The sequence below is a fragment of the Zoogloea sp. GW822-FHT05C07 genome, assembly GCF_058800215.1.
Genome location: NZ_CM179510.1, coordinates 2,100,779 through 2,121,176, shown reverse-complemented (window position 1 = coordinate 2,121,176; position 20,398 = coordinate 2,100,779). Strand labels below are relative to the sequence as shown.

17 protein-coding genes are annotated in these 20,398 nt (G+C 67.5%); 14 read left to right on the top strand and 3 right to left on the bottom strand.

Features of this window, described 5'->3' with window-relative positions; genetic code table 11:
• Positions 1 to 8 precede the first annotated feature (8 nt).
• The 3 genes from AC3QL2_RS10035 to AC3QL2_RS10025 are packed head-to-tail and all read right to left on the bottom strand — an operon-like array spanning position 9 to position 5,777.
• A complete protein-coding gene (locus AC3QL2_RS10035; RefSeq protein WP_493233415.1) occupies positions 9 to 1,415 on the bottom strand; it encodes an efflux transporter outer membrane subunit in 1,407 nt (468 codons plus the stop codon).
• Complete coding sequence (locus AC3QL2_RS10030; protein WP_493233413.1) at positions 1,412 to 4,540, bottom strand: efflux RND transporter permease subunit; 3,129 nt, start codon at positions 4,538 to 4,540, stop codon at positions 1,412 to 1,414. Before AC3QL2_RS10030 ends, AC3QL2_RS10035 begins: the two co-directional genes overlap by 4 nt.
• 13 nt (positions 4,541 to 4,553) lie before the next feature.
• Positions 4,554 to 5,777 (bottom strand): efflux RND transporter periplasmic adaptor subunit, encoded by a 1,224-nt coding sequence (locus AC3QL2_RS10025; protein ID WP_493233411.1) that lies wholly within the window; start codon positions 5,775 to 5,777, stop codon positions 4,554 to 4,556.
• Positions 5,778 to 5,884: 107 nt separating this feature from the next.
• On the opposite strand from AC3QL2_RS10025, the gene AC3QL2_RS10020 reads away from it, so the two are divergent.
• The 14 genes from AC3QL2_RS10020 (at position 5,885) to AC3QL2_RS09955 (ending at position 20,398) form a co-directional block, all read left to right on the top strand.
• The gene (locus tag AC3QL2_RS10020; protein ID WP_493233410.1) at positions 5,885 to 6,490 is read left to right on the top strand and encodes a TetR family transcriptional regulator; all 606 of its coding nucleotides are present in this window, start codon (positions 5,885 to 5,887) and stop codon (positions 6,488 to 6,490) included.
• A 311-nt stretch (positions 6,491 to 6,801) separates the two neighbouring features.
• On the top strand, positions 6,802 to 8,418 hold the full coding sequence (locus AC3QL2_RS10015; protein ID WP_493233408.1) for a DUF1302 domain-containing protein: 1,617 nt from the start codon (positions 6,802 to 6,804) through the stop codon (positions 8,416 to 8,418).
• Positions 8,419 to 8,439: 21 nt separating this feature from the next.
• Positions 8,440 to 9,819: a DUF1329 domain-containing protein gene (locus AC3QL2_RS10010; protein ID WP_493233407.1), complete on the top strand. Its 1,380-nt coding sequence runs from the start codon at positions 8,440 to 8,442 to the stop codon at positions 9,817 to 9,819.
• A 92-nt stretch (positions 9,820 to 9,911) separates the two neighbouring features.
• Positions 9,912 to 10,970: a WD40/YVTN/BNR-like repeat-containing protein gene (locus AC3QL2_RS10005; protein ID WP_493237059.1), complete on the top strand. Its 1,059-nt coding sequence runs from the start codon at positions 9,912 to 9,914 to the stop codon at positions 10,968 to 10,970.
• Between the two features lie 67 nt (positions 10,971 to 11,037).
• A complete protein-coding gene (locus AC3QL2_RS10000; RefSeq protein WP_493233551.1) occupies positions 11,038 to 13,470 on the top strand; it encodes an efflux RND transporter permease subunit in 2,433 nt (810 codons plus the stop codon).
• 222 nt (positions 13,471 to 13,692) lie between these two features.
• Positions 13,693 to 14,421, top strand: a complete 729-nt coding sequence (locus AC3QL2_RS09995) for an SDR family oxidoreductase (protein WP_493233403.1) — start codon at positions 13,693 to 13,695, stop codon at positions 14,419 to 14,421.
• 1 nt (position 14,422) lies between these two features.
• On the top strand, positions 14,423 to 15,220 hold the full coding sequence (locus AC3QL2_RS09990) for an SDR family oxidoreductase (RefSeq protein ID WP_493233401.1): 798 nt from the start codon (positions 14,423 to 14,425) through the stop codon (positions 15,218 to 15,220).
• Positions 15,221 to 15,231: 11 nt separating this feature from the next.
• Positions 15,232 to 15,771 (top strand): VOC family protein, encoded by a 540-nt coding sequence (locus tag AC3QL2_RS09985; RefSeq protein WP_493233400.1) that lies wholly within the window; start codon positions 15,232 to 15,234, stop codon positions 15,769 to 15,771.
• 10 nt (positions 15,772 to 15,781) lie between these two features.
• Positions 15,782 to 16,537, top strand: a complete 756-nt coding sequence (locus AC3QL2_RS09980; protein ID WP_493233398.1) for a ThuA domain-containing protein — start codon at positions 15,782 to 15,784, stop codon at positions 16,535 to 16,537.
• A gap of 60 nt (positions 16,538 to 16,597) precedes the next feature.
• A complete protein-coding gene (locus AC3QL2_RS09975) occupies positions 16,598 to 17,356 on the top strand; it encodes an SDR family NAD(P)-dependent oxidoreductase (RefSeq protein ID WP_079435164.1) in 759 nt (252 codons plus the stop codon).
• 16 nt (positions 17,357 to 17,372) lie between these two features.
• Positions 17,373 to 17,987, top strand: coding sequence for a glutathione S-transferase family protein (locus tag AC3QL2_RS09970; protein WP_493233396.1), 615 nt, complete (start codon positions 17,373 to 17,375; stop codon positions 17,985 to 17,987).
• A 43-nt stretch (positions 17,988 to 18,030) separates the two neighbouring features.
• Positions 18,031 to 18,474, top strand: a complete 444-nt coding sequence (locus tag AC3QL2_RS09965) for an SRPBCC family protein (RefSeq protein ID WP_493233394.1) — start codon at positions 18,031 to 18,033, stop codon at positions 18,472 to 18,474.
• Between the two features lie 28 nt (positions 18,475 to 18,502).
• Positions 18,503 to 19,552 carry an NAD(P)-dependent alcohol dehydrogenase gene (locus AC3QL2_RS09960; protein WP_374479284.1) on the top strand — a complete coding sequence of 350 codons (1,050 nt, stop codon included), beginning with the start codon at positions 18,503 to 18,505 and terminating at the stop codon, positions 19,550 to 19,552.
• A gap of 18 nt (positions 19,553 to 19,570) precedes the next feature.
• Complete coding sequence (locus tag AC3QL2_RS09955; RefSeq protein WP_493233392.1) at positions 19,571 to 20,398, top strand: cache domain-containing protein; 828 nt, start codon at positions 19,571 to 19,573, stop codon at positions 20,396 to 20,398.

The following is a 20,398-nucleotide window of genomic DNA, read 5'->3' as shown; positions in this document are numbered from 1 at the left end:
CTGCCGGCTCAGCCTGCCTTCCAGCCGCCGCCGAGGGCCTTGAACAGGTCCACCGTCGAGCTGAGGCGGGCCTGGCGGTTCTGTACCCAGGCCAGCGTGGCGTCATTGGCGGTGCGCTGGGCGACCAGCACGTCGAGGTAGGCGGAATAGCCGTGCTCGTAGCGGGTCTGGGCCAGCTGCAGCGCGCGTTTGGCGGCCTCCATCGCCTTGGTGTAGGCGTCTTCGGCTTCGCCGTTCTGGCGCACGCTGACCAGCGCGTCGTTCACTTCGCGGAAGGCGGTCTGCACGGCCTTGCGATAGCTTTCGAGGCTCTGCTTCTGCTGGGCGGTGACCTGGTCCACTTGGGCGCGCAGGCGGCCGCCCTCGAAGATCGGCTGGGTCAGGCCGGCGCCGAAGGACCACACCATGGCCGGCGCGTCGAATAGCTTGGAGAGATCCTGGCTTTCGCGGCCGAAGCTGCCGGTGAGGGTGATGCTCGGGAACAGCGCGGCCTTGGCGACGCCGATCTTGGCATTGGCGGCGATCAGCGCGGCTTCGGCCTGCTGCACGTCGGGCCGGGCTTCGAGCAGGTTCGACGGCAGGCCGGCCGGAGGCACGGGCGGCAGCGGCAGGCCACGCAGGTCGCCGGACGCGACCTTCAGGCCGGGCTGGCCGACCAGCAGGCCGAGCAGGTTCTCGGCGAGGGCGCGGCTCTTGTCGAGCTGCAGCAGCGTGGCCGTGTAGCTGGCCAGCGCGCCGTCGGCCTGTTCCACGTCGAGGCGGGAGGCGATGCCGCCGGTGAAGCGGTTGCGGGTCAGCTCGGTGCTGCGCTGCTGGGCGGCCAGGGAGTCGCGGGTGACCAGCAGCTGGGCGTCGATGGCGCGCAGGTTGAGGTAGGCCTGCACCACCGAGGCGGCCAGGCTGAGCGACACCGTGTCGCTGGCGTAGCGGGTGCCGAAGGCCTGCGCGCGGGCGGCCTCGGAGGAGCGCCGCAGCTTGCCCCACACGTCCAGCTCGAAGGAGGTGGACAGGCCGAGCTTGTTGACCGTGCGGGTCAGGTTCTTCGGCGGGGTGGTGTTGGGCAGCACGGTGCGGCTGCGGGTGCTCGACGCGTTGCCGTCCACTTCGGGCAGCAGCGCGGCATTCACCTGGGTGAGGACCGCGTCGGCTTCCTCGATGCGGGCGGCGGCGAGGCGGGCGTCGGGGCTGCTGGCCAGGGCCTGCTTGACCAGTTCGTCGAGCTGGTTGTCGCCGAACAGGGTCCACCAGTTGCTCGCCACGCTGGGGCTCTGGGCCAGCGGCGCGGCGGCGGTGTAGGCCTCGGGCAGCGCGATGGCGGCGTCGGGGCGCGCGTAGTCGGGGCCGAGGGCGCAGCCGCCGAGGGCGAGAGCCAGCGCCAGTGCGGGCGGCAGGCCGGTCAGTCGGGGGCGGTTCATGGCTTCACCTCATCGTGGGCGGAAGGGTTCGCAGGCGGATGGCCGGCCGGAAGACGGACCTTGCCGCGGCTGAGCCACTTGAAGAACAGGGGAACGAAGATCGTCGCGATGAAGGTCGCGGCGAGCATGCCGCCGACCACGCCGGTACCCATCGAACGGCGCGCGCCGGCGCCGGCCCCGGAGGAGATGGCCAGCGGCAGCACGCCGAGCACGAAGGCCAGCGAGGTCATCACGATCGGGCGGAAGCGCAGGCGCGCCGCCTCGATCGCCGCATCGACGATCTTCATGCCTTCGGCTTGTTTCTGGGCGGCGAACTCGACGATCAGGATCGCGTTCTTGGCCGCGAGGCCGACCAGCACCACCAGGCCGATCTGGAAGTAGATGTCGTTGGGCATGTTGCGCAACAGCACCGCGACCAGTGCGCCGAACATCGCGAAGGGCACCGCCATGATCACCGCCAGCGGCAGCGACCACTTCTCGTACTGGGCGGCGAGGATCAGGAACACCATGATGATGCCGAACACGAAGGCGATGATCGAGGCCGTGCCGGTGCGCTTCTCCTGGAAGGCCTGGCCGACCCATTCTGCGCGATAGCCCTCGGGCAGGACGGTCTGTGCCACTTCCTCCACTGCCTTGATGGCGTCGCCGGAGCTGTAGCCGGGAGCGGAGTTGCCGAGCACCTTGGCGGCGACGAAGCCGTTGAAGCGCTCCACCATCTCGGAGCCGGTGATGGTCTTGACGGTGGCCACCGCCGACAGCGGCACCATATTGCCGTTGGCGCTGCGCACGTAAGGCTTGAGCAGGTCGTCCGGTTTCATGCGGTAGGCGGCGTCGGCCGACACCTGGACCTTGAAGGTCTTGCCGCTGCGGTTGAAGTCATTGACGTACAGCGTGCCGGTGTTGGCCTGCAGCGTGGCGTAGATGGAATCCAGCGGAAGGCCCATCGCCAGCGCCTTCGGCTCGTCCACCTCGACGTACAGCTGCGGCGCGGTGACGCGGAAGAAGGTGTTGATGCCGGTCAGCTCGGGACGCTTCTTGAGGGCCTCGACGAACTGGGCGCTGACCGCCGCCAGCGTGCGCGGGTCGCCGTCGGCGCGGTTCTGCACGTACACCTCGAAGCCGCCAGCGGTGCCGAGGCCCTGGATCGGCGGCGGGTTGAAGACCAGGCCCATGCCGTCGGAGAGGCTCATGCCGATGCCCATGAACTTGCCGACCATGTCGGTGGTGGTCACCTTGCGCTGATCCCACGGCTTGAAGACGATGAAGGTGCTCGCCACGCTGGCGCGGTTGTTGCCGGTGATGAAGTCCGAGCCGTTGATGAAGAAAATGTTCTCGATGTCGTCGGACATGACGCGCTGGCGCATCTGCTCGGCGGCCACGCCGGTGCGCTGCGCCGAGGCGCCGTCGGTCAGCGTCACGAAGCCGAACAGGTAACCCTGGTCCTCGGCCGGCACGAAGCTGCCCGGCACGCTGCGCAGCAGGCCGAAGGCGGCGGCGATGGTCAGCACGAAGACCACCGTGCCGACAATGCCGTGGCGCAGGGTCAGGCCGACGGTGTTGGTGTAGAAGCGCGTGAAGCCCTCGAAGGCCCGGTTGAAGGGGCGGAACAGCGGTTTCTCCTCGTGGGTCGGCTTGAGCAGCAGCGCGCACAGGGCCGGCGTGAGGGTCAGCGCGACGATGCCCGAGATCACCACCGCCACCGCGACGGTGACCGCGAACTGCTGGTACAGCTTGCCGGCGATACCGCCGAGGAAGGCCACCGGGATGAACACCGCGCATAGCACCAGCACGATGGCCACCACCGCGCCGGACACCTCGCGCATCGCCTCGATGGCGGCGTCCTTCGGCGAAAGCTTCTGCTCGCTCATCAGGCGCTCGACGTTCTCCAGCACGACGATCGCGTCATCCACGACGATGCCGATCGCCAGCACCATCGCGAACAGGGTCAGGGTGTTGATCGAGAAGCCGAACAGCCACATGCCGGCGAAGGTGCCGATCAGCGACACCGGCACCGCCACGATGGGGATCAGCGTGGCGCGCCAGCTCTGCAGGAACACATAGACCACCGCGATCACCAGGATGGCCGCCTCGACGAGGGTGTGGATCACCTCCTTGGCGGATTCCTGGATGAAGCGCGTGGTGTCGTAGGGCACCAGATATTCGACGCCCTTCGGGAAGCGCTTCTGCATCTCGTCCAGGCGTGCCCGCACGGCCTTGGCGGTCTCCAGCGCATTGGCGCCGGACTGCAGGTAGATGCCCATGCCGGACACCGGAGTGCCGTTGACCTTGGCGTTGCGGTCGTAGTTGTCGGCGCCCAGTTCAAGGCGGGCGACATCTTTCAAGCGCACCACGCCGTTCGGGCCGCTGGCGCTCAGCACGATGTTGCCAAACTCCTCGGGCGTCAGCAGGCGCCCTTTCGCGGACACCGTGTAGGTCAGCTGCTGGCCGTTGACGACCGGTTCGGCCCCGATCTTGCCGGCCGCGTTCTGGGTGTTCTGCACCTTGATCGCGTTGGCCACGTCGGTGGTGGTGACGCCCAGCTTGGCCATCACGTCCGGCTTCAGCCACACCCGCATCGCGTACAGCGGGTCGAATTGCTGCGCATCGCCGACGCCGGGGATGCGGCGGATTTCCTCAATGACGTTGATGGCCACGTAGTTGGCCAGATAGAGGGCATCGTAGCTGTTGTCTGGCGAGCGCAGGGCTGCGAACATCAGGATGTTGTTGGAGCGCTTCTGCACCAGCACGCCGGTGCGCCGCACGTCGTCCGGCAGGCGCGGCTCGGCCACCTTGACGCGGTTATTGACGGCGATCAGCGCGGTGTCCGGGTTGGTGCCGACCTCGAAGGTGGCGGTGATGCTGACCGTGCCGTTCGAGGTGCTCTGGGAGTTGTAGTACAGCAGGCCTTCGACGCCCGACAGCTGCTCCTCGATCGGGGCGGCGACGGTGCGCGACAGGGTCTCGGCGTTGGCGCCGGGGAAGGTGGCGGAGATGATCACCGTCGGCGGCGTGATCTCCGGGTACTGGGCGACCGGCAGCGTGAGCGAGGCCATGAGGCCGGCGATCACGATGATGATCGAGATGACCGATGCGAAGATCGGACGGCTGATGAAGAAACGCGACATGGACCGTGCCCCCTCAACCCTTGGCCGGCGCAGCGGCCGGTGCCGGTGCCGCGGCAGGGGCGGCACCCGGCTTGCCGGCGGCGCCGGGGCCTTCGCCCGGCGCGTGGGGGGCGACGGGGGCGCCCGGCCGGACCTTGATCAGGTTGTCGATGATGACCTTGTCGCCGGCCTTCAGGCCGCCCAGGATGACCCAGTCCTTGCCGGTCCAGGTGCCGGTCTGCACGGGCCGCGGCTCGACCTTGTTGTCGGCGCCGGCGAGCATCACCACAGCGCCCTTGTCGGTCTGCACCACTGCGTTCTGCGGCACCTTGAAGACGCCGTCGCGCTCGCCGGTGAGCAGGCGCGCCCGTACGAACTGGCCCGGCAGCAGCGCGCCGTCCGGGTTGGGGAACTCGCCGCGCAGCTGCAGCGTGCCGAGGCCGGGGTTGATCTGGCTGGCGGCAAAGTTGAGCTTGCCGCGCACCGGGTAGGTGCTGCCGTCGGGCAGGATCAGCTCGACGCCGCGCACCGCCTGGGGCTTGAACTTCCCTCCGGGCATCGCCGCGTTGAGTTCGTTCTCCGACACTGAGAAGCGCACCCACATCGGATTCACCTGGACCACCGTGGTGAGGAGTCCACCGGTAGTGATCAGGTTGCCTTCGGAAACCGCGGCGCGACCGGTGATGCCGGACACCGGCGCGCTGACGGAAGACCAGGTGAGGTTCAGGTCGGCCTGGCGCAGCGCCGCTTCGGCGGCCTGCACGGCGGCGCGGGCCGCCGCGTCGTCGGAGGCGGCGGTGTCGTATTCGCGCTGGCTGATCGCCTGCTGGGCGAGCAGGGCCTTCAGGCGGGCCGCCTCGCGGGCGGTTTGCTCGAGGCGGGCCTTGTTCTGGGCGAGCTGGGCCTTGGCCTGGGCGACAGCCACGTCCAGCGGCTCGCGGTCGATCTGGAACAGCGGCTGGCCGGCCTTCACGGCGGTGCCTTCTTCATAGATGCGCTTGGTCAGGATGCCGCCGACGCGGGCCCGCACCTCGACTTCCTTTGCCCCCTCGGTCTGCGCCACCGCTTCGACGCTGGTCTCGACGCGGGTCGGCTGCACCGCCAGCACCGTTACCGGCAGGGCCTGCCCGGCGCCCGGTGGAGGGCCTGCCTGCTGGTCCTTGCTCGTACAGGCGCCCAGCAGCAGGGCCGCGGCAACGAGGGTGGGCAGGGTCGCGCGGCGCGCGAACGTACAGGAGGCGGTCGGGGTGGCGTTCATGGGTGGCTTCCGGGGGCTGGATTTTTGATTTTGATTGTGAGAAGTTTATACAAACGCGAATGTATGTAAATAGCACCGTGTAACATTTGAGATTTCGGAAAACCCGAATGGTTCGTAAGACAAAAGAAGAGGCAGAGCTCACCCGACGTCATATCCTGGACGCCGCCCGGCGGGTGTTCATGGAATGCGGAGTGGCCCGGACCACGCTGGAAAGGGTCGCCGCGGCAGCCGGGGTGACCCGCGGGGCGGTCTATTGGCATTTCCGGAACAAGACCGACCTGTTCTTCGCAATGCGCGAGCAGGCCATCCTGCCTTTCGTGGACCGGGTGGTCTTCGACGAGGCGGACGCCGACCCGCTGCAGGGCATCGAGCGTGCGCTGGGCGAGATGATCCACATCCTGGAAGACCAGTCGGAGACGCGGGAGACCATCGAGATCCTGAATTTCAAGTGCGAGTACGTCGAAGAATTCAGCGGCCTGCGCCAGCGCACGCAAGGCCAGCTGGAGTTCCTGGCCGGCCTCGGCGCGGCCTACCAGCGCGCGGCGGCGAAGGGCCTGCTGCGGGCTGGCGTCGATCCGGCCATCGTCGCCCAGGACACCTTCGTGTTCGTCGGCGGGCTCATCAAGCACTGGCTGTCGAGCGAGCCGGAAGAGTGTTTCCGCGCTGGCGCGCTGGCGCTGATCCGCACCCACATGGCCCTGCGGCGGGCCTGAAATCCCCCGCGTTTTCGATGTTGCGGCGCGTCGTCCAGACGTCTTCCCGTTCTGCTTCCATCCTGTTGAAACCCGCACCGTTACAGGCTTTTAGCCCACTTGGCCGCGCTTCCTGAGTCGCGCCGCAGGGCCTGTCTGAGGACGCTTCCCGATATTTCCAAATTCCTGCTTGGCAGTTCAAAAGTTTGGGAGTAATCTTTCAAAAAAAACGATCTAGATGGTTTTTTACATAGAGCCGAGAGACAGGGTTGGACCGGACCGGGAAGGTGTCCGGCGAAGCCCGCAGCGTTCAAACCGGAGGAGGTATAGGCGTGAAAAACAGATTCGTCAGCGGCTTTCCGCGTCGTCGGATGGCGACCGCAGTCGCGGTGGCGGCAGCATCCCTGGCCGGCGGCCAGGCCATGGCGTTCCAGATCCCGACGGCGGAAGGCTCCGACGTGGAGATCCGCTGGGACAACACCGTCAAGTACAACGTCGGTGTGCGTACCAAGGGGCGCGACGCCAGCATCTACAACACCTGGCTGCACAACGGCAGCGACGGCAAGTTCGACAAGGGCGACCTGGTCACCAACCGCGTCGACCTGTTGTCCGAGCTGGATTTCGTGGTCAAGAAGAACTACGGCTTCCGCCTGTCCGGCGCGGCGTGGTACGACGCGGCCTACAACGACAAGTTCGAGGGCAACCCGGCCTTGTCGGCGCTGCCGTCGCCCTATGCCGGCAACCGCTACACCGACACGGTGAAGCGCTACTACACCAAGTCCGGCGAGCTGCTCGACGCCTTCGTGTTCGGCCGCGTGGACATCGGCGATGTGCCGGTCAACGTGAAGTTCGGCCGCCATACCATCTACTGGGGCGAGTCGTTGTTCACGCCGATTCACGGCGTGTCCTATTCGCAGGGTCCGGTGGATTTCCGCAAGGCGCTGGCGACGCCGGGCTCCGAGGCCAAGGAGCTGTTCCTGCCGCTCAGCCAGCTGTCGGCCCAGGCCCAGCTCAACGACACCGTGTCGGTGGCGGCCCAGTACTACCTTGAATGGGCGCCGTACCGCCTGCCCGAAGGCGGCACCTACCTGGCCAGCGCCGATCCCTTCTTTGCCGGCGGCACCAACGTCTTCGGCACGCCCTACCTGGGCGACCGCAGCGGCAACAACCCGGGCAACCGCGGCAGCTGGGGCGTCAATACCAAGCTGACGCCGGAATGGCTGCAGGCTACCGTGGGCCTGTACTACCGCCACTTCGACGACAAGGTGCCGACCATCCTCTCCAACCCGGCCGGCTACCTGTACAACGCCTACGCGCAGGACGTGCGCCTGTGGGGCGTCAGCGTGTCGAAGCAGATCTCCGGCATCGCCTTCGGCGCCGAACTGGTCCGCCGCGACAACGGCGCCCTCAACACGGTGTCCGGCGCCAGCCAGATCGCCCGCGGCGCAACCTGGCACGGCCTGGTCAATGCGCTGGCCTACGTCGGCAAGACCGCGGTGTTCGATTCGGCGACGCTGATGGCGGAACTGTCGTACAGCCGCCTGGCCCACGTGGATGAAGGCTCCAAGGCGCTGTTCAGCGGCGACAAGTACGGTGCCTGCTCCGGTGTGAAGTCCGGCTGTTCCACCGATTCGGCCTACGGCATCTCCGCCACCTTCACGCCGACCTGGTTCCAGGCCCTGCCCAGCGTCGACATCACCATGCCGATCCACTACGACATCGGCCTCAAGGGCAATTCCCCGGTGCCCTTCGGTGGCAACGAGAACAGCGGCACCTGGAGCATCGGGGTCGGCGCCGAGTACATGGCCAAGTACAAGTTCGACCTGGCCTACACCAACTACTTCGGCAATTACCTGCGCGCCGCCGACGGCACCGTGGCGGCCTTCAACGGCAATGCGGCGATCAGCGACCGTAGCTGGCTGTCCTTCACGTTCAAGACCACATTCTAAAAATCTGGCAGGAGACAAGGCATGAAAACGAACATCCGCACCCTGGTCGCAGTGGCCGTCGCCTCGACCGTTTCCGCGTCCGCCCTGGCCGCCGTCACCGCCGAGGAAGCCAAGCAGCTGGGCTCCACGCTGACCCCCTGGGGCGCCGAGAAGAAGGGCAACAAGGAAGGCACCATCCCCGACCTGGCCGGCCCGATCAAGCCGCCGGCGGGCTTCGACCCGAAGAACCCCAAGCACCGCCCCGACCCCTTCGCCAACGAGAAGCCGCTGTACTCCATCGACGCCAAGAGCATGGACAAGCACGCCGGCAAGCTGTCCGAGGGCATCAAGGCGATGATGAAGAAGTACGCCGGCTTTCGCATCGACGTCTATCCGACCCACCGCAACATCACCTATCCGCAGTTCTACCTGGACAACTCGGTCAAGAACGCCACCGCCTGCAAGACCATCAACAACGGTCTGCAACTGGAAGGCTGCTACGCCGGCATCCCGTTCCCGATCCCCAAGACCGGCAACGAGGTGATGTGGAACCGCCTGTTCAAGTACGACGGCTACGCGCTGATGTCGGAAGGCATGACCGGCACCGTGGTGGATACCCAGGGCAACAACACCACCACCGGCGTCGCCACGATGTGGATCCAGTACCCGATCTTCGACCCGAAGCGCACCACCCCGATCAGCGCCGACGAGCCCTACGAGAAGATCCGCGTCGATTACTCCGATCCCGCCCGCAAGGCCGGCGAGAAGCTGGTCGTGCATGACTCGGTGGACATGGTCAACGTCGGCCGCCGCGCCTGGTCCTACCTGCCTGGCCAGCGCCGCGTGAAGCTGTCGCCGGACATCGCCTACGACACCCCGAGCCCCACCGGCGGCGGTGCCGGCACGGTGGACGAGGCGGCGGTGTTCTACGGTGCGTTGGACCGCTACAACTTCAAGCTGGTCGGCAAGAAGGAGATGTACATCCCGTACAACGCCTACAAGGTGCGCGACGCGAAGAGCTGCCCGAACGCCACGGCCTTCGCCACCAAGAATTTCCTGAACCCCGACTGCGTGCGCTGGGAACTGCACCGCGTGTGGGTGGTGGAAGCCACGCTCAAGGACGGCAAGCGCCACGTCTATCCGAAGCGCACCCTGTACTGGGACGAGGACATGCCCGGCATCGGCATGACCGAAGGCTACGACTCGGCCAACCAGATCTACCGCGTCACCTACAGCCTGCCGATCTCCCTGTATGACGCCCCGGGCCACCACTCCACCGACGAATGGGTCACCGCCGACCTGGCCACCGGCAACTACGCCCGCCAGCAGAACGTGACCGACACCGGTGGCTGGATCGTCACCGACGCCAAGCCCAACAACTTCTTCAGCTCCGAGGCCCTGGCCGGCGGCGGCATCCGCTAAGCCCGACCCAAGCCTCACCCCGACAGGCGCGGGCCGGTGCATCCGGTCCGGCGCCTGCCCCAGTCCCACCTGGTGGAAGGAGAACACACGTGTTGCCGATAATAAAAAAGGCAGGGGTCGTCGCGTCCCTGCTACTCATCGCATCGACGCAGGCGGGGACCGCCCTGGCGTTCGACAATCCGATCAACATCCCCGCAGCCCAGAGCAAGATCGGCGCGACCAGTGCGCTGCTCGGCTCGGCGGTGGCCGGCACGCGCATCGTCGCCGTCGGCCTGCGCGGCATGATCATCTATTCCGACGACGCCGGCGCCAGCTGGACCCAGGCCCGCGTGCCGGTCGGCTCCGATCTGGTGGCGGTTAATTTCCCGAGCCCCAAGCTGGGCTGGGCGGTTGGCCACGGCGGCGTCGTGCTGCATTCCAGCGACGGCGGCGCCACCTGGGTCAAGCAGCTCGACGGCGTGCAGGCAGCCGAGCTGGCGCTGCGCCATTTCCAGTCCTCCGCAGCGCCGGAGGCGGCAATGCTGATCGAGCGGGAAAAGAACCTGCAGGCCGGCGGCGGCACCCAGCCCTTCCTCGATGTGTATTTCGAGAGCGAGACGACCGGCTACGTGGTTGGCACCTTCAACCGCATCTTCCGCACCACCGACGGCGGCAAGACCTGGGCGCCGTGGATGGACCACACCGACAACCCCGGCGAGCTGCACTTCTACAGCATCCGCGGGCGCGCCGGCAGCCTCTACCTGACCGGCGAGCAGGGCGCGGTGTGGCGCTTCGACAAGGCCCAGCAGCGCTTCGTGCAGGCCTCTACGCCCTACAAGGGCACGCTGTTCGGCCTCGTCGTCACCGCCAAGGACACCGTGCTGGCCTTCGGCATGCGCGGCAGCCTGTACCGCAGCGACGACCAGGGTCGCAGCTGGGAGAAGGCCTCCCTCGGCACCCCGGCCGGCATCACCGGCGGCGTGGCGCTTAATGGCGGCAACGTGCTGCTGACCACCCAGGCCGGCGCGGTGAACCTCAGCCGCGACGACGGCAAGACCTTCCAGCCGGTCAAGACCAGCCGCCCGATGGCCTATTTCGGCCTCGCCCCGCTGGACGACAAGCGGATCGTCCTCGTCGGCGCCGAAGGCGTGCGCCTCGAATCCATCCAGTGAGCGCGCCCCTGCCGCCCCTGCCAACCTCAGTGTGAGTGCCATGGACCTTAGCCACAATCAGCAGCAGATGGCCGTGATCTCGGATCCGAAGGATTTCGACGAACGCTCCGGCAGCCTGCTCGAACGACTCATCTTCAACAACCGGGCGCTGCTCGTGCTCGGCTGCCTGGTGGTCACCGTCTTCTTCGCCTTCCAGCTGCGCGGCATGACGGTGAACGCCAGCTTTGACAAGATGCTGCCCCACGGCCATCCCTACATCGCCAACTACCTGGAAAACCGGGAACAGCTGCGCGGCCTCGGGGATTCGGTGCGGGTCGTCATCGAGAACCCGAAGGGTGACATCTTCAACGCCGACTATCTGGCCACGCTGGCCAAGATCAACGACGAGATCTTCATCCTGAAGGGTGTCGACCGGGCCTGGATGAAGTCCATCTTCACGCCGGTGGTGCGCTGGGTCGAGGTGACCGAGGAAGGCTTCACCGGCGGCCCGGTGCTGCCCAACGACTACGACGGCTCGGCCAAGTCCATCGAGGACCTGCGCATCAACATCGGCCGCGCCGGCGTGGTGGGCAGCCTGGTGGCCAACAACTACACCTCGAGCATGATCCAGATCCCGCTGCTGGCCAAGGACGGAGACGGCAACGCGGTCAATTACCACGACCTGTCGAAGTCGCTGGAAGACATCCGCGCCCGCTACGCCAGCGGCCCGGACGCCAAGGTCAACATCTACGTGATCGGCTTCGCCAAGCTGGCCGGCGACCTCATCGACGGCCTGCAGAAGGTGATGGCCTTCTTCGCCATCGCCGCGGTGATCGCCACCATCATCATCTACATGTTCACCCGCTGCGTGCGCAGTACCGGCCTGGTGCTGTTCTGCTCGCTGGTGGCAGTGATCTGGCAGCTCGGCCTGGTGGTCACCTTCGGCTACGGCCTCGACCCGTTCTCGATCCTGGTGCCCTTCCTGGTCTTCGCCATCGGCATCAGCCACGGCGCCCAGAAGATGAACGGCATCATGCAGGACGTCGGGCGCGGCACCCACAAGCTGGTGGCCGCCCGTTACACCTTCCGCCGCCTGTTCCTGGCCGGTCTCACCGCGCTCCTGGCCGACGCGGTGGGCTTCGCGGTGCTGATGGTGATCGACATCCCGGTGATCCGCGAACTGGCGATGACCGCCAGCCTCGGCGTGGCGGTGCTGATCACCACCAACCTGATCCTGCTGCCGGTGCTGCTGTCCTACGTCGGCGTCAGCCCGGCGGCCGCCAAGCGCAGCCTCAAGGAGGAGAGCGACGAGATCAAGGGCCGCGGCATGGGCAAGCTGTGGGCCTGCCTGGACCACTTCACCGAGCGCCGCTGGGCGACCATCGCCATCGTCGCCAGCACCGTGCTCGGCGTGATCGGTTTCATCGTCTCCCACGACCTGAAGATCGGCGACCTGGATGCCGGCGCGCCCGAACTGCGGCCGGATTCCCGCTACAACCAGGACAACGCCTTCATCACCGCCAACTACGGCATCTCCAGCGACGTGTTCGCGGTGATGGTGAAGACGCCGCCCGACAGCTGCCGCTCTTTCGAGACCCTCACCGAGACCGACCGCCTCGCCTGGCACCTGGCCCAGGTGCCAGGCGTGCAGCAGACGGTGTCCCTGGCCGACACGGTGCGCAACTACACCGCCGGCGGCTTCGAGGGCAACCCGAAGTGGATCACCGTCAGCGACAACCAGGGCCTGATCGACGCGCAGATCGGCAACGCGATGAGCTGGAACTCCGAGTTCCTCAACACCCAGTGTTCGCTGATCCCGGTGCTGGCCTTCCTGTCCGACCACAAGGCCGAGACCCTCGACCGGGTCGTCGCGGCGGCCGGCGAATTCGCCGCCCAGCACGACACCAAGGACCGCAAGTTCCTGCTGGCGGCCGGCAGCTCCGGCGTCGATGCGGCCACCAACATCGTGGTCCGCGAGGCCAACCGCACCATGCTGCTCTACGTCTATGCGTCGGTGATTCTGCTGTGCGCGATCACCTTCCGCAGCTGGCGGGCGGTGGTGGTGGCGGTGCTGCCGCTGGTGCTCACCTCGGTGCTGGCCGAGGCCCTGATGGTCAAGCTCGGCATCGGCGTGAAGGTCGCGACGCTGCCGGTGGTGGCCCTCGGCGTCGGCATCGGCGTGGATTACGCGCTGTACCTGCTCAGCGTGCAGCTGGCCCAGCAGCGCATGGGCTACTCCCTCGGCGAGGCCTACCAGCGCTCGGTGGCCTTCACCGGCAAGGTGGTGGCGCTGGTCGGCGTGACCCTCGCCGCCGGCGTGATCACCTGGGCCTGGTCGCCGATCAAGTTCCAGGCCGACATGGGCATCCTGCTGACCTTCATGTTCCTGTGGAACATGCTCGGCGCGCTGATCCTGATCCCGGCCCTGTCCCACTTCCTGCTCAAGGGCGAGACCGTGAAGAACCACGTCATGACCCCGGCTGAGAAGGCGCTGATGCCCGAGGAGGCGCTGCAGGACTGAGTGTTCCCAGGGCCGGGCCGAGCCCGGCCCGGCCCCCGCGGTGGCAAGGAAACCTGGGGCGGCCCGACGTTTTCTTGAGAGTTTTTGCGCCCGGACGCCGGGAAAGTGGCGGTCCCCAGATGAGTCCCGGCGTCCGCTTTTTATAAAAAGAATCAAATCTGTTTTTAAAGTGGCCCCGCCCGTCGCGGCGGGCCGCGCAGATCGACCGAAGGAGACAGAAGAATGGCACGTGTGAATGGAAAGGTAGCCCTCGTCACCGGCGCCGCCTCGGGCCTCGGCCGCGCCGATGTGCTGGCGCTGGCGCGCGAAGGGGCGCGGGTGGTCGTCACCGATCTCAACGAGGACGCCGGCCAGGCCCTCGCCAAGGACATCGATGGGGTCTTCGTGCGCCACGACGTGCGCAGCGAGGACGACTGGCACAAGGCTGTCGGCACTGCGCTGGAGCGCTTCGGCAAGCTCGACATCCTGGTCAACAACGCCGGCATCGTGGTGCCGGCCGACATCGAGACGGCCACGCTGGAACAGTACCGGCTGCTCAACGCGATCCACGCCGAGGGCACCTTCCTCGGCTGCCAGGCCGCCATCGGGGCGATGAAGGCCAACCCCGGCGCCACCGGCTCGATCATCAACATCTCGTCCCTGTCGGCGATCCGCGGCTTTCCGGGGGTCATCACCTACGCCGCCGCCAAGGGGGCGATCCTGGCGCTGACCACCACCATCGCCGCGCACATCCGCGAAAAGGGCTACGCGATGCGCTGCAACGCGATCCTGCCCGGAATGATCAACACCCCGCTGCTGGCGGCGGTCGGCGCCGACACGCTGCCCGGCCTCGGCCAGCCGACCGACGTGGCCAACACGGTGCTGTTCCTGGCATCCGACGAGTCGCGCCACATGAGCGGCGCCCACATCGTTCTCGACAACGCTTCATCGATCATCGGCGGAGGAGCCTGACATGGCAGCCAGCAAGAAACTCGAAGGCAAGGTGGCGATCGTTCTCGGTGCCGCCGGCAAGGACAACATGGGCCAGGTCATCGCCCGCCGCTTCCACGATGAAGGCGCGCGGGTGGTGGTGGCCGGCCGCAAGCTGGACGAGCTGGACCGCTTCGCGGCGGGCATCGGCGGCGCGGCCTTCCAGTGCGACATCACCAACAAGGACGAGGTCTCGGCGCTGTTCGCCTTTGCCAAGGACTGGGGCGGCCGCGTGGACATCGCGGTGAATGCCACCGGCTGGGGCCTGCTGAAGGGCTTCACCGAAACCACCGTGGCGGAGATCGACCAGATCACCGACCTGCAGTTCAAGGGCCCGTTCTACTTCTGCCAGGCGGCGGTGGATACGCTGGCCAAGGGCGGCTCGATCATCCAGATCAGCTCGGCGACCGCCACCATCATGCTCAACGACCACGCCGCCTACATGGGCACCAAGGCCGGCACCGACCATGTGATCCGCTGCGTCGCCCACGAGTTCGGCGAGCGCGGCATCCGCGCCAACTCCATCTCGCCGGGCCTCACCGACACGCCGATGACGGCCGGCGCCAAGGACGTGCCGGGCCTCTTCGACAGCTTCCTGTCCGGCTACCCGCTGGGGCGCATCGGCACCAAGGACGACATCGCCGCGGCCGCCGTGTGGCTGTCCAGCGACGAGTGCTTCATGACCGGCCAGAACCTGCAGGTGAATGGCGGCCTGACCCTGCGCCGCAACCCCACCCGCGAAGAAATCCAGGCCGCCGTCGTGGCGGCGGCCCAGGCTTGAGGAGTACCAGGATGAGCAATCAATCCCTCATCAGCCGCCTCGGCAGCGTGATGCAGATGGCCTACGTGCCGGCCGACGTGCCCGGCGCGCTGCGCTACTGGACCGAGACGATGGGCGTCGGCCCGTTCTTCAAGCTGTCCAACATCGTCGTCGATGCCGCCAGATACAAGGGCGAGCCGGCCAGCATCGACTTCTCGGTGTATATCGCCTACTGGGGCGACACCCAGGTGGAGATCATCGAGCAGCACAACGACGCACCGTCGATCTACAAGAGCTGGCGCGGCGAGGGCCGCGAAGGCCTGCACCACGTGTGCATCGTCGTCGAGGACATGGCCAAGGCGCGGGAGATCTGTGCCGAGGCCGGCGCCACTGTGCTGCAGGAGATCTGGCTACCCGGTGGCGGCGAGGCGATCTACGTGGATGCGGGCGGCGGCCCGGGCAGTCTGATCGAGATGATCTGCTTCCCCCCGGACAACTACGCCTTCTTCGACGTGATGCGCGATGCCGCCCGCCACTGGGACGGCAGCGAGCCGATCCGCGCGGTGGGCTGAGGAGGCGGCGATGAGCGACAGCAACACGCCCGGCCGCATCGACTGCGTGCTGGTGGCCTCCGGCAAGTTCCACGACATCGACTTCGCGCGCCTCGAACTGCTCAAGCTGCTCGGCGAGGATGAGCGTATCCGCGTGCGGGTCTTCGAGGACTACTCGAACCTCGACGCGATCCGCAACGCGGCTTTCCTGGTGACCTACACCTGTGACGTCGTCCCCAGCCTTGACGAGCAGGAAGCCCTGCGCGCCTGGGTGGCCGGCGGCGGGCGCTGGTACGCGCTGCACGGCACCGCGTCGATCCTGCGCTTCCTCGACAACGGCCTGGTGGATTCGCCGGCGCTGGCGCCGCACTTCATGGAAACCCTCGGCAGCCAGTTCATCGCCCATCCGCCGATCGGCCCCTACCGGGTCGAGGTGGCCGACCCGAAGCACGAGCTGGTGAAGGGCATCGAGCCGTTCGAGGTGGTGGACGAGCTCTACCTGTCGGACATCCACGCCGAACTGCACGTGCTCCTCGACACCGAGTTCGAAGGGGAGGGCACCGGCTTCGCGCACAGCAAGTGGAAGCGTGCCCGCCACCCGGTGCTCTACCTGCGTCCCATTGGCGCAGGCGCAGTGCTTTACCTGACCCTCGGCCATTGCCGTGGCCACTACGACATGCAGCCCTTCATGGACTACTGGCCAGAGAAGCAGAAGTGCGCCTGGGAGCAGCCGGTGTTCTACGAGCTGCTGCGCCGTGGCATCGCCTGGGGCAAGGCCGCCCGCTAAGAAAAGCTGCACGGCGGGATGGCCCGCCGGAATCACCCTCACACACAAGGAAGAGACAAAATGGAACTCGGACTGCGCGGTAAGAAAGTCATCATCAACGGCGGCAGCCGCGGCATCGGCAAGGCGGCGCTGGAAATCTACGCGGCGGAAGGTTGTGACATCGCCTTCTTCTCCCGCGACAAGCAACGCGTCGAGCAGACCGTCGGGGAGCTGCGCCAGCACGGCGGCAAGGTCATCGGCGACGCCTTCGACATGAACGACGGCGCCGCCTACCAGGCCTGGCTGACCAGCGCCGCCGAGCGCCTGGGCGGCTGCGACATCTTCATCCACAACGCCAGCTCGTCCGGCGCCCAGGGCACCACCGACTGGGACATGACCTTCCGCCTCGACATGATGGGCGCCGTCACCGGCTGCCAGACCCTCGAGCCCTTCCTCGAGAAATCCGAATCCCCGTCGGTGATCCTGATGTCCAGCACCGCGGCGGTGGAGACCTTCATCTACCCGCAGGCCTTCAACGCCATCAAGGCGGCCATCATCACCTACGCCAAGCAGCTGTCCCAGCTGTGGGCCGCCAAGCAGATCCGCGTCAACACCGTTTGCCCCGGCCCCATCGCCTACCCGGGCGGCAACTGGTCGATGATCAAGGAGGCGATGCCCGAGCTGTACGACAAGACCCTCTCCGAGATGCCCCTCGGCCGCTTCGGTGCGCCGGAGGACGTGGCCCGCGCGATGGTCTTCCTGTCCAGCCCGGCGGCCTCCTACATCACCGGTACCAATCTGGTGATCGACGGCGGCTACACCAAGCGCGTGCAGTTCTGAGCGGAGGGCGCCGGCCATGAAGCTGTACACCTCCATCGGACCCAACCCGCGCGTCGTCAGGATGTTCGCCGCCGAGAAGGGCCTTTCCCTCGACCACGTGGTGGTGGACATCATCGCCGGCGAGAACCGCCAGCCGGCCTGGCAGGCCATCAACCCGACCGGCACGACGCCGGTGCTGGAACTGGAGGGCGGCCTCCGCATCGCCGAGACCACCGCCATCTGCGAGTACCTGGAGGAGTTCCGGCCGGCGCCGGCGCTGATCGGCGCCACGCCGGAGGCCCGCGCCGTCACGCGCATGTGGTGGCGGCGCGTGGATCTGCTGGTGGTCCAGCCGATGACGGCCGGCTTCCGCGGCGCCGAGGGCCTGCCGCTGTTCCGCGAGCGGGTGCGCTGCCTGCCGCAGGCCGCCGACGACCTCAAGCAGAGCGCCCGCGAGGGCCTCGCCTGGTTCGAGGCGCAGCTCGGCGACAAGCCGTATATTGCCGGCGACGCGCTGACGGTGGCCGACCTCCTGCTGTTCTGCTTCGTGGAGTTCGGCGCGCTGGTGGGGCAGGGGCTCGACCCCGCCCATCGGCGCCTCGCCGCCTGGCGCGAACGCATCGCGGCGCGGCCGTCCGCCACGCTGCCGTAGCCGTGACTGCACCATCCCGATAAATAAAAAACCCGGAGACACCATGCACCAGATCACTACCCACCACGACTTCGACGCTCCCGCCGCGCTGCTGTGGGACCTCCTCGCCGACTTCGCCCACATCGAGCGCTGGTGGCCGCAGGACGTGCCCGCCGTGCAGATCGAGCGCGTCGAGCTCGAAGGCGAGGGCATCGGCCTGACCCGTCACATCTACAACAAGGGCTTTGCCGCGCCGGTCAGCGAACGGCTGGATTTCCAGGACCCGGCGACGATGACCTACAAGCTGTCCATCGTCGGCCAGCGTCCCGCCGGCATCACCGCCTACCAGGCCACCGGGCGCATCGAAGCGCTGGCCGGCGGGCGCAGCCGCCTCAACTACCACAGCGAATTCACCACCGAGTCCGGCCAACCCGATGAGGCCGACGCCTTCCTGCGCGTGGCCTACGCCCTGATGTTCCAGGGTCTCGCTGCCGCCACCGCCCGCTGACACCCAAGGCCCCGCGAAGGAGGCATCCATGAGCATGAAAGCTGTCCGCTTCACCGTTCCGGGCGCCGCGCCCATCGTCGAGGAGGTCCCGATCCCGCAGCCCGGCCCCGGCCAGGTGCTGGTCAGGATCGGCGGCGCCGGCGTGTGCCATTCCGACCTCCACGTGCTGGACCACGGCGCGATGCATTTCCACGGCCCCTTCACCCTCGGCCATGAGAATGCCGGCTGGGTGGCCGCGCTGGGCGCCGGCGTCACCGGCGTGAAGGAGGGCGACCCGGTGGCGGTGTTCGGCTTCTGGGGCTGCGGCCACTGCCACGCCTGCCTGCTGTCGATGGAGGCCTACTGCGAGAACTGGGAGAGCCTGCCCAACAACGGCGGCGGCATCGGCACCGACGGCGGCATGGCCGAATACATGCTGGTGCCCTCGCCGCGCCTGCTGGTGCCGCTGGGCAGCCTGGCGCCGCGGGAAGCCGCGCCGCTGACCGACGCGGCGCTGACGCCCTACCACGCCATCAAGCGCGGCCTGCATCTGCTGACGCCGGATGCGACGGCGGTGGTGATCGGCGTCGGCGGCCTCGGCCACATGGCGGTGCAGCTGCTGCGCGTGCTGTGCGGTGCCCGCGTGGTGGCGGTGGACGTGGACGACCGCAAGCTGGAGCACGCCCGCCAGCTGGGCGCCGACTTGGTGGTCAATTCCCGCAACGCCGCTGCGGCGGCGGAGCAGATCACGGCCTTCACCGGCCGGCGCAAGGCGGCGCTGGTGCTGGATTTCGTCGGCATCCAGCCGACCCTCGACCTGGCCGTGCAGCTGGTCGGCCGCAACAGCCAGCTGACGGTGGTCGGCGTCGGCGGCGGGACGATCCCGCTGACCCAATGGACGCTGCCCTTCGGCTGCTCGGTGAGCACGCCGCTGTGGGGTTCCCGCGCCGAGCTGATGGAGGTCATCGCGCTGGCCCAGAGCGGGCGCATCCACGTGGATGCCAGCTATTTCGGCATCGAGCAGGGGCCGCAGGTGCTGCAGGATCTGCGCGACGGCAAGCTGGTCGGGCGCGGCGTGCTGGTGCCGGACCTGGTCTGAACGACGAAAGGAAGAACCATGTTCCCGAAATTTGCAGCCGCGCTGCTGATGTCGAGCGCGCTGGTGGCCCAGGCCGCCGAGGACGAGGCCAGACAGGCCCAGGCGCTGCTCGCCAAGGCCGTGGCCTACTACAAGGACAAGCAGGATCTGGCTCTCGGCGCCTTCAGCCGCCAGGGCGAATTCCTGACCCCCAGCCTGTACGTGTACGTGCTGGACAGCAAGGGCACCATGCTGGCCAGCGGCGGCTCGTCGGCGGCGCTGATCGACCGCAACGTGGCCGACATGCAGGACGCCGCCGGCAAGCCCTTCTTCCGCGAGATGCTCGATGTTGCCCGGGCCAAGGGCCGCGGCGCGGTGGAGTACCGCTGGCTGAACCGCCGCGACGGCAAGGTGGAGCGCAAGCTGACCTATTTCGAGCGTGTCCAGGACCGCATCATCGCCGTCGGTTACTACCTGCCCCACGGCAGCCCAGAGCAGGCCCGGGCGCTGCTGGAGCGGGCCGCCGCCGCCGCGAAGGACGACCCGGCCAAGGCCATCGCCGCCTTCAACGAGCTCAACGGTAGCTTCAGCGAGGACGACCTCTACGTCTTCGCGATCGGCCTCGACGACAAGCGCTTCAAGGCCCACGGCGCCATCCCGCGCCTGGTCGGCAGCGACGCGCTGGCCCTCCGCGACGCCGACGGCAAGCCCTTCACCGAGGCGCTGCTGGCCCGCGTGAAGGACAAGGATCAGGGCGAGATCGACTACGCCTGGCGCAACACCGTCACCAGCAAGGTCGAGCGCAAGCACACCCTGCTGCGTAAGGTCGGCGGGCTGGTGGTGGCGGTCGGCTACTACCCGCACTGA

Coding starts and splice junctions, on each gene's coding strand:
- AC3QL2_RS10035 (WP_493233415.1), bottom strand. CDS start 1,415: ATGAACCGCCCCCGACTGACCGGCCTGCCGCCCGCACTGGCGCTGGCT.
- AC3QL2_RS10030 (WP_493233413.1), bottom strand. CDS start 4,540: ATGTCGCGTTTCTTCATCAGCCGTCCGATCTTCGCATCGGTCATCTCG.
- AC3QL2_RS10025 (WP_493233411.1), bottom strand. CDS start 5,777: ATGAACGCCACCCCGACCGCCTCCTGTACGTTCGCGCGCCGCGCGACC.
- AC3QL2_RS10020 (WP_493233410.1), top strand. CDS start 5,885: ATGGTTCGTAAGACAAAAGAAGAGGCAGAGCTCACCCGACGTCATATC.
- AC3QL2_RS10010 (WP_493233407.1), top strand. CDS start 8,440: ATGAAAACGAACATCCGCACCCTGGTCGCAGTGGCCGTCGCCTCGACC.
- AC3QL2_RS10000 (WP_493233551.1), top strand. CDS start 11,038: ATGGCCGTGATCTCGGATCCGAAGGATTTCGACGAACGCTCCGGCAGC.
- AC3QL2_RS09995 (WP_493233403.1), top strand. CDS start 13,693: ATGGCACGTGTGAATGGAAAGGTAGCCCTCGTCACCGGCGCCGCCTCG.
- AC3QL2_RS09990 (WP_493233401.1), top strand. CDS start 14,423: ATGGCAGCCAGCAAGAAACTCGAAGGCAAGGTGGCGATCGTTCTCGGT.
- AC3QL2_RS09985 (WP_493233400.1), top strand. CDS start 15,232: ATGAGCAATCAATCCCTCATCAGCCGCCTCGGCAGCGTGATGCAGATG.
- AC3QL2_RS09980 (WP_493233398.1), top strand. CDS start 15,782: ATGAGCGACAGCAACACGCCCGGCCGCATCGACTGCGTGCTGGTGGCC.
- AC3QL2_RS09975 (WP_079435164.1), top strand. CDS start 16,598: ATGGAACTCGGACTGCGCGGTAAGAAAGTCATCATCAACGGCGGCAGC.
- AC3QL2_RS09970 (WP_493233396.1), top strand. CDS start 17,373: ATGAAGCTGTACACCTCCATCGGACCCAACCCGCGCGTCGTCAGGATG.
- AC3QL2_RS09965 (WP_493233394.1), top strand. CDS start 18,031: ATGCACCAGATCACTACCCACCACGACTTCGACGCTCCCGCCGCGCTG.
- AC3QL2_RS09960 (WP_374479284.1), top strand. CDS start 18,503: ATGAGCATGAAAGCTGTCCGCTTCACCGTTCCGGGCGCCGCGCCCATC.
- AC3QL2_RS09955 (WP_493233392.1), top strand. CDS start 19,571: ATGTTCCCGAAATTTGCAGCCGCGCTGCTGATGTCGAGCGCGCTGGTG.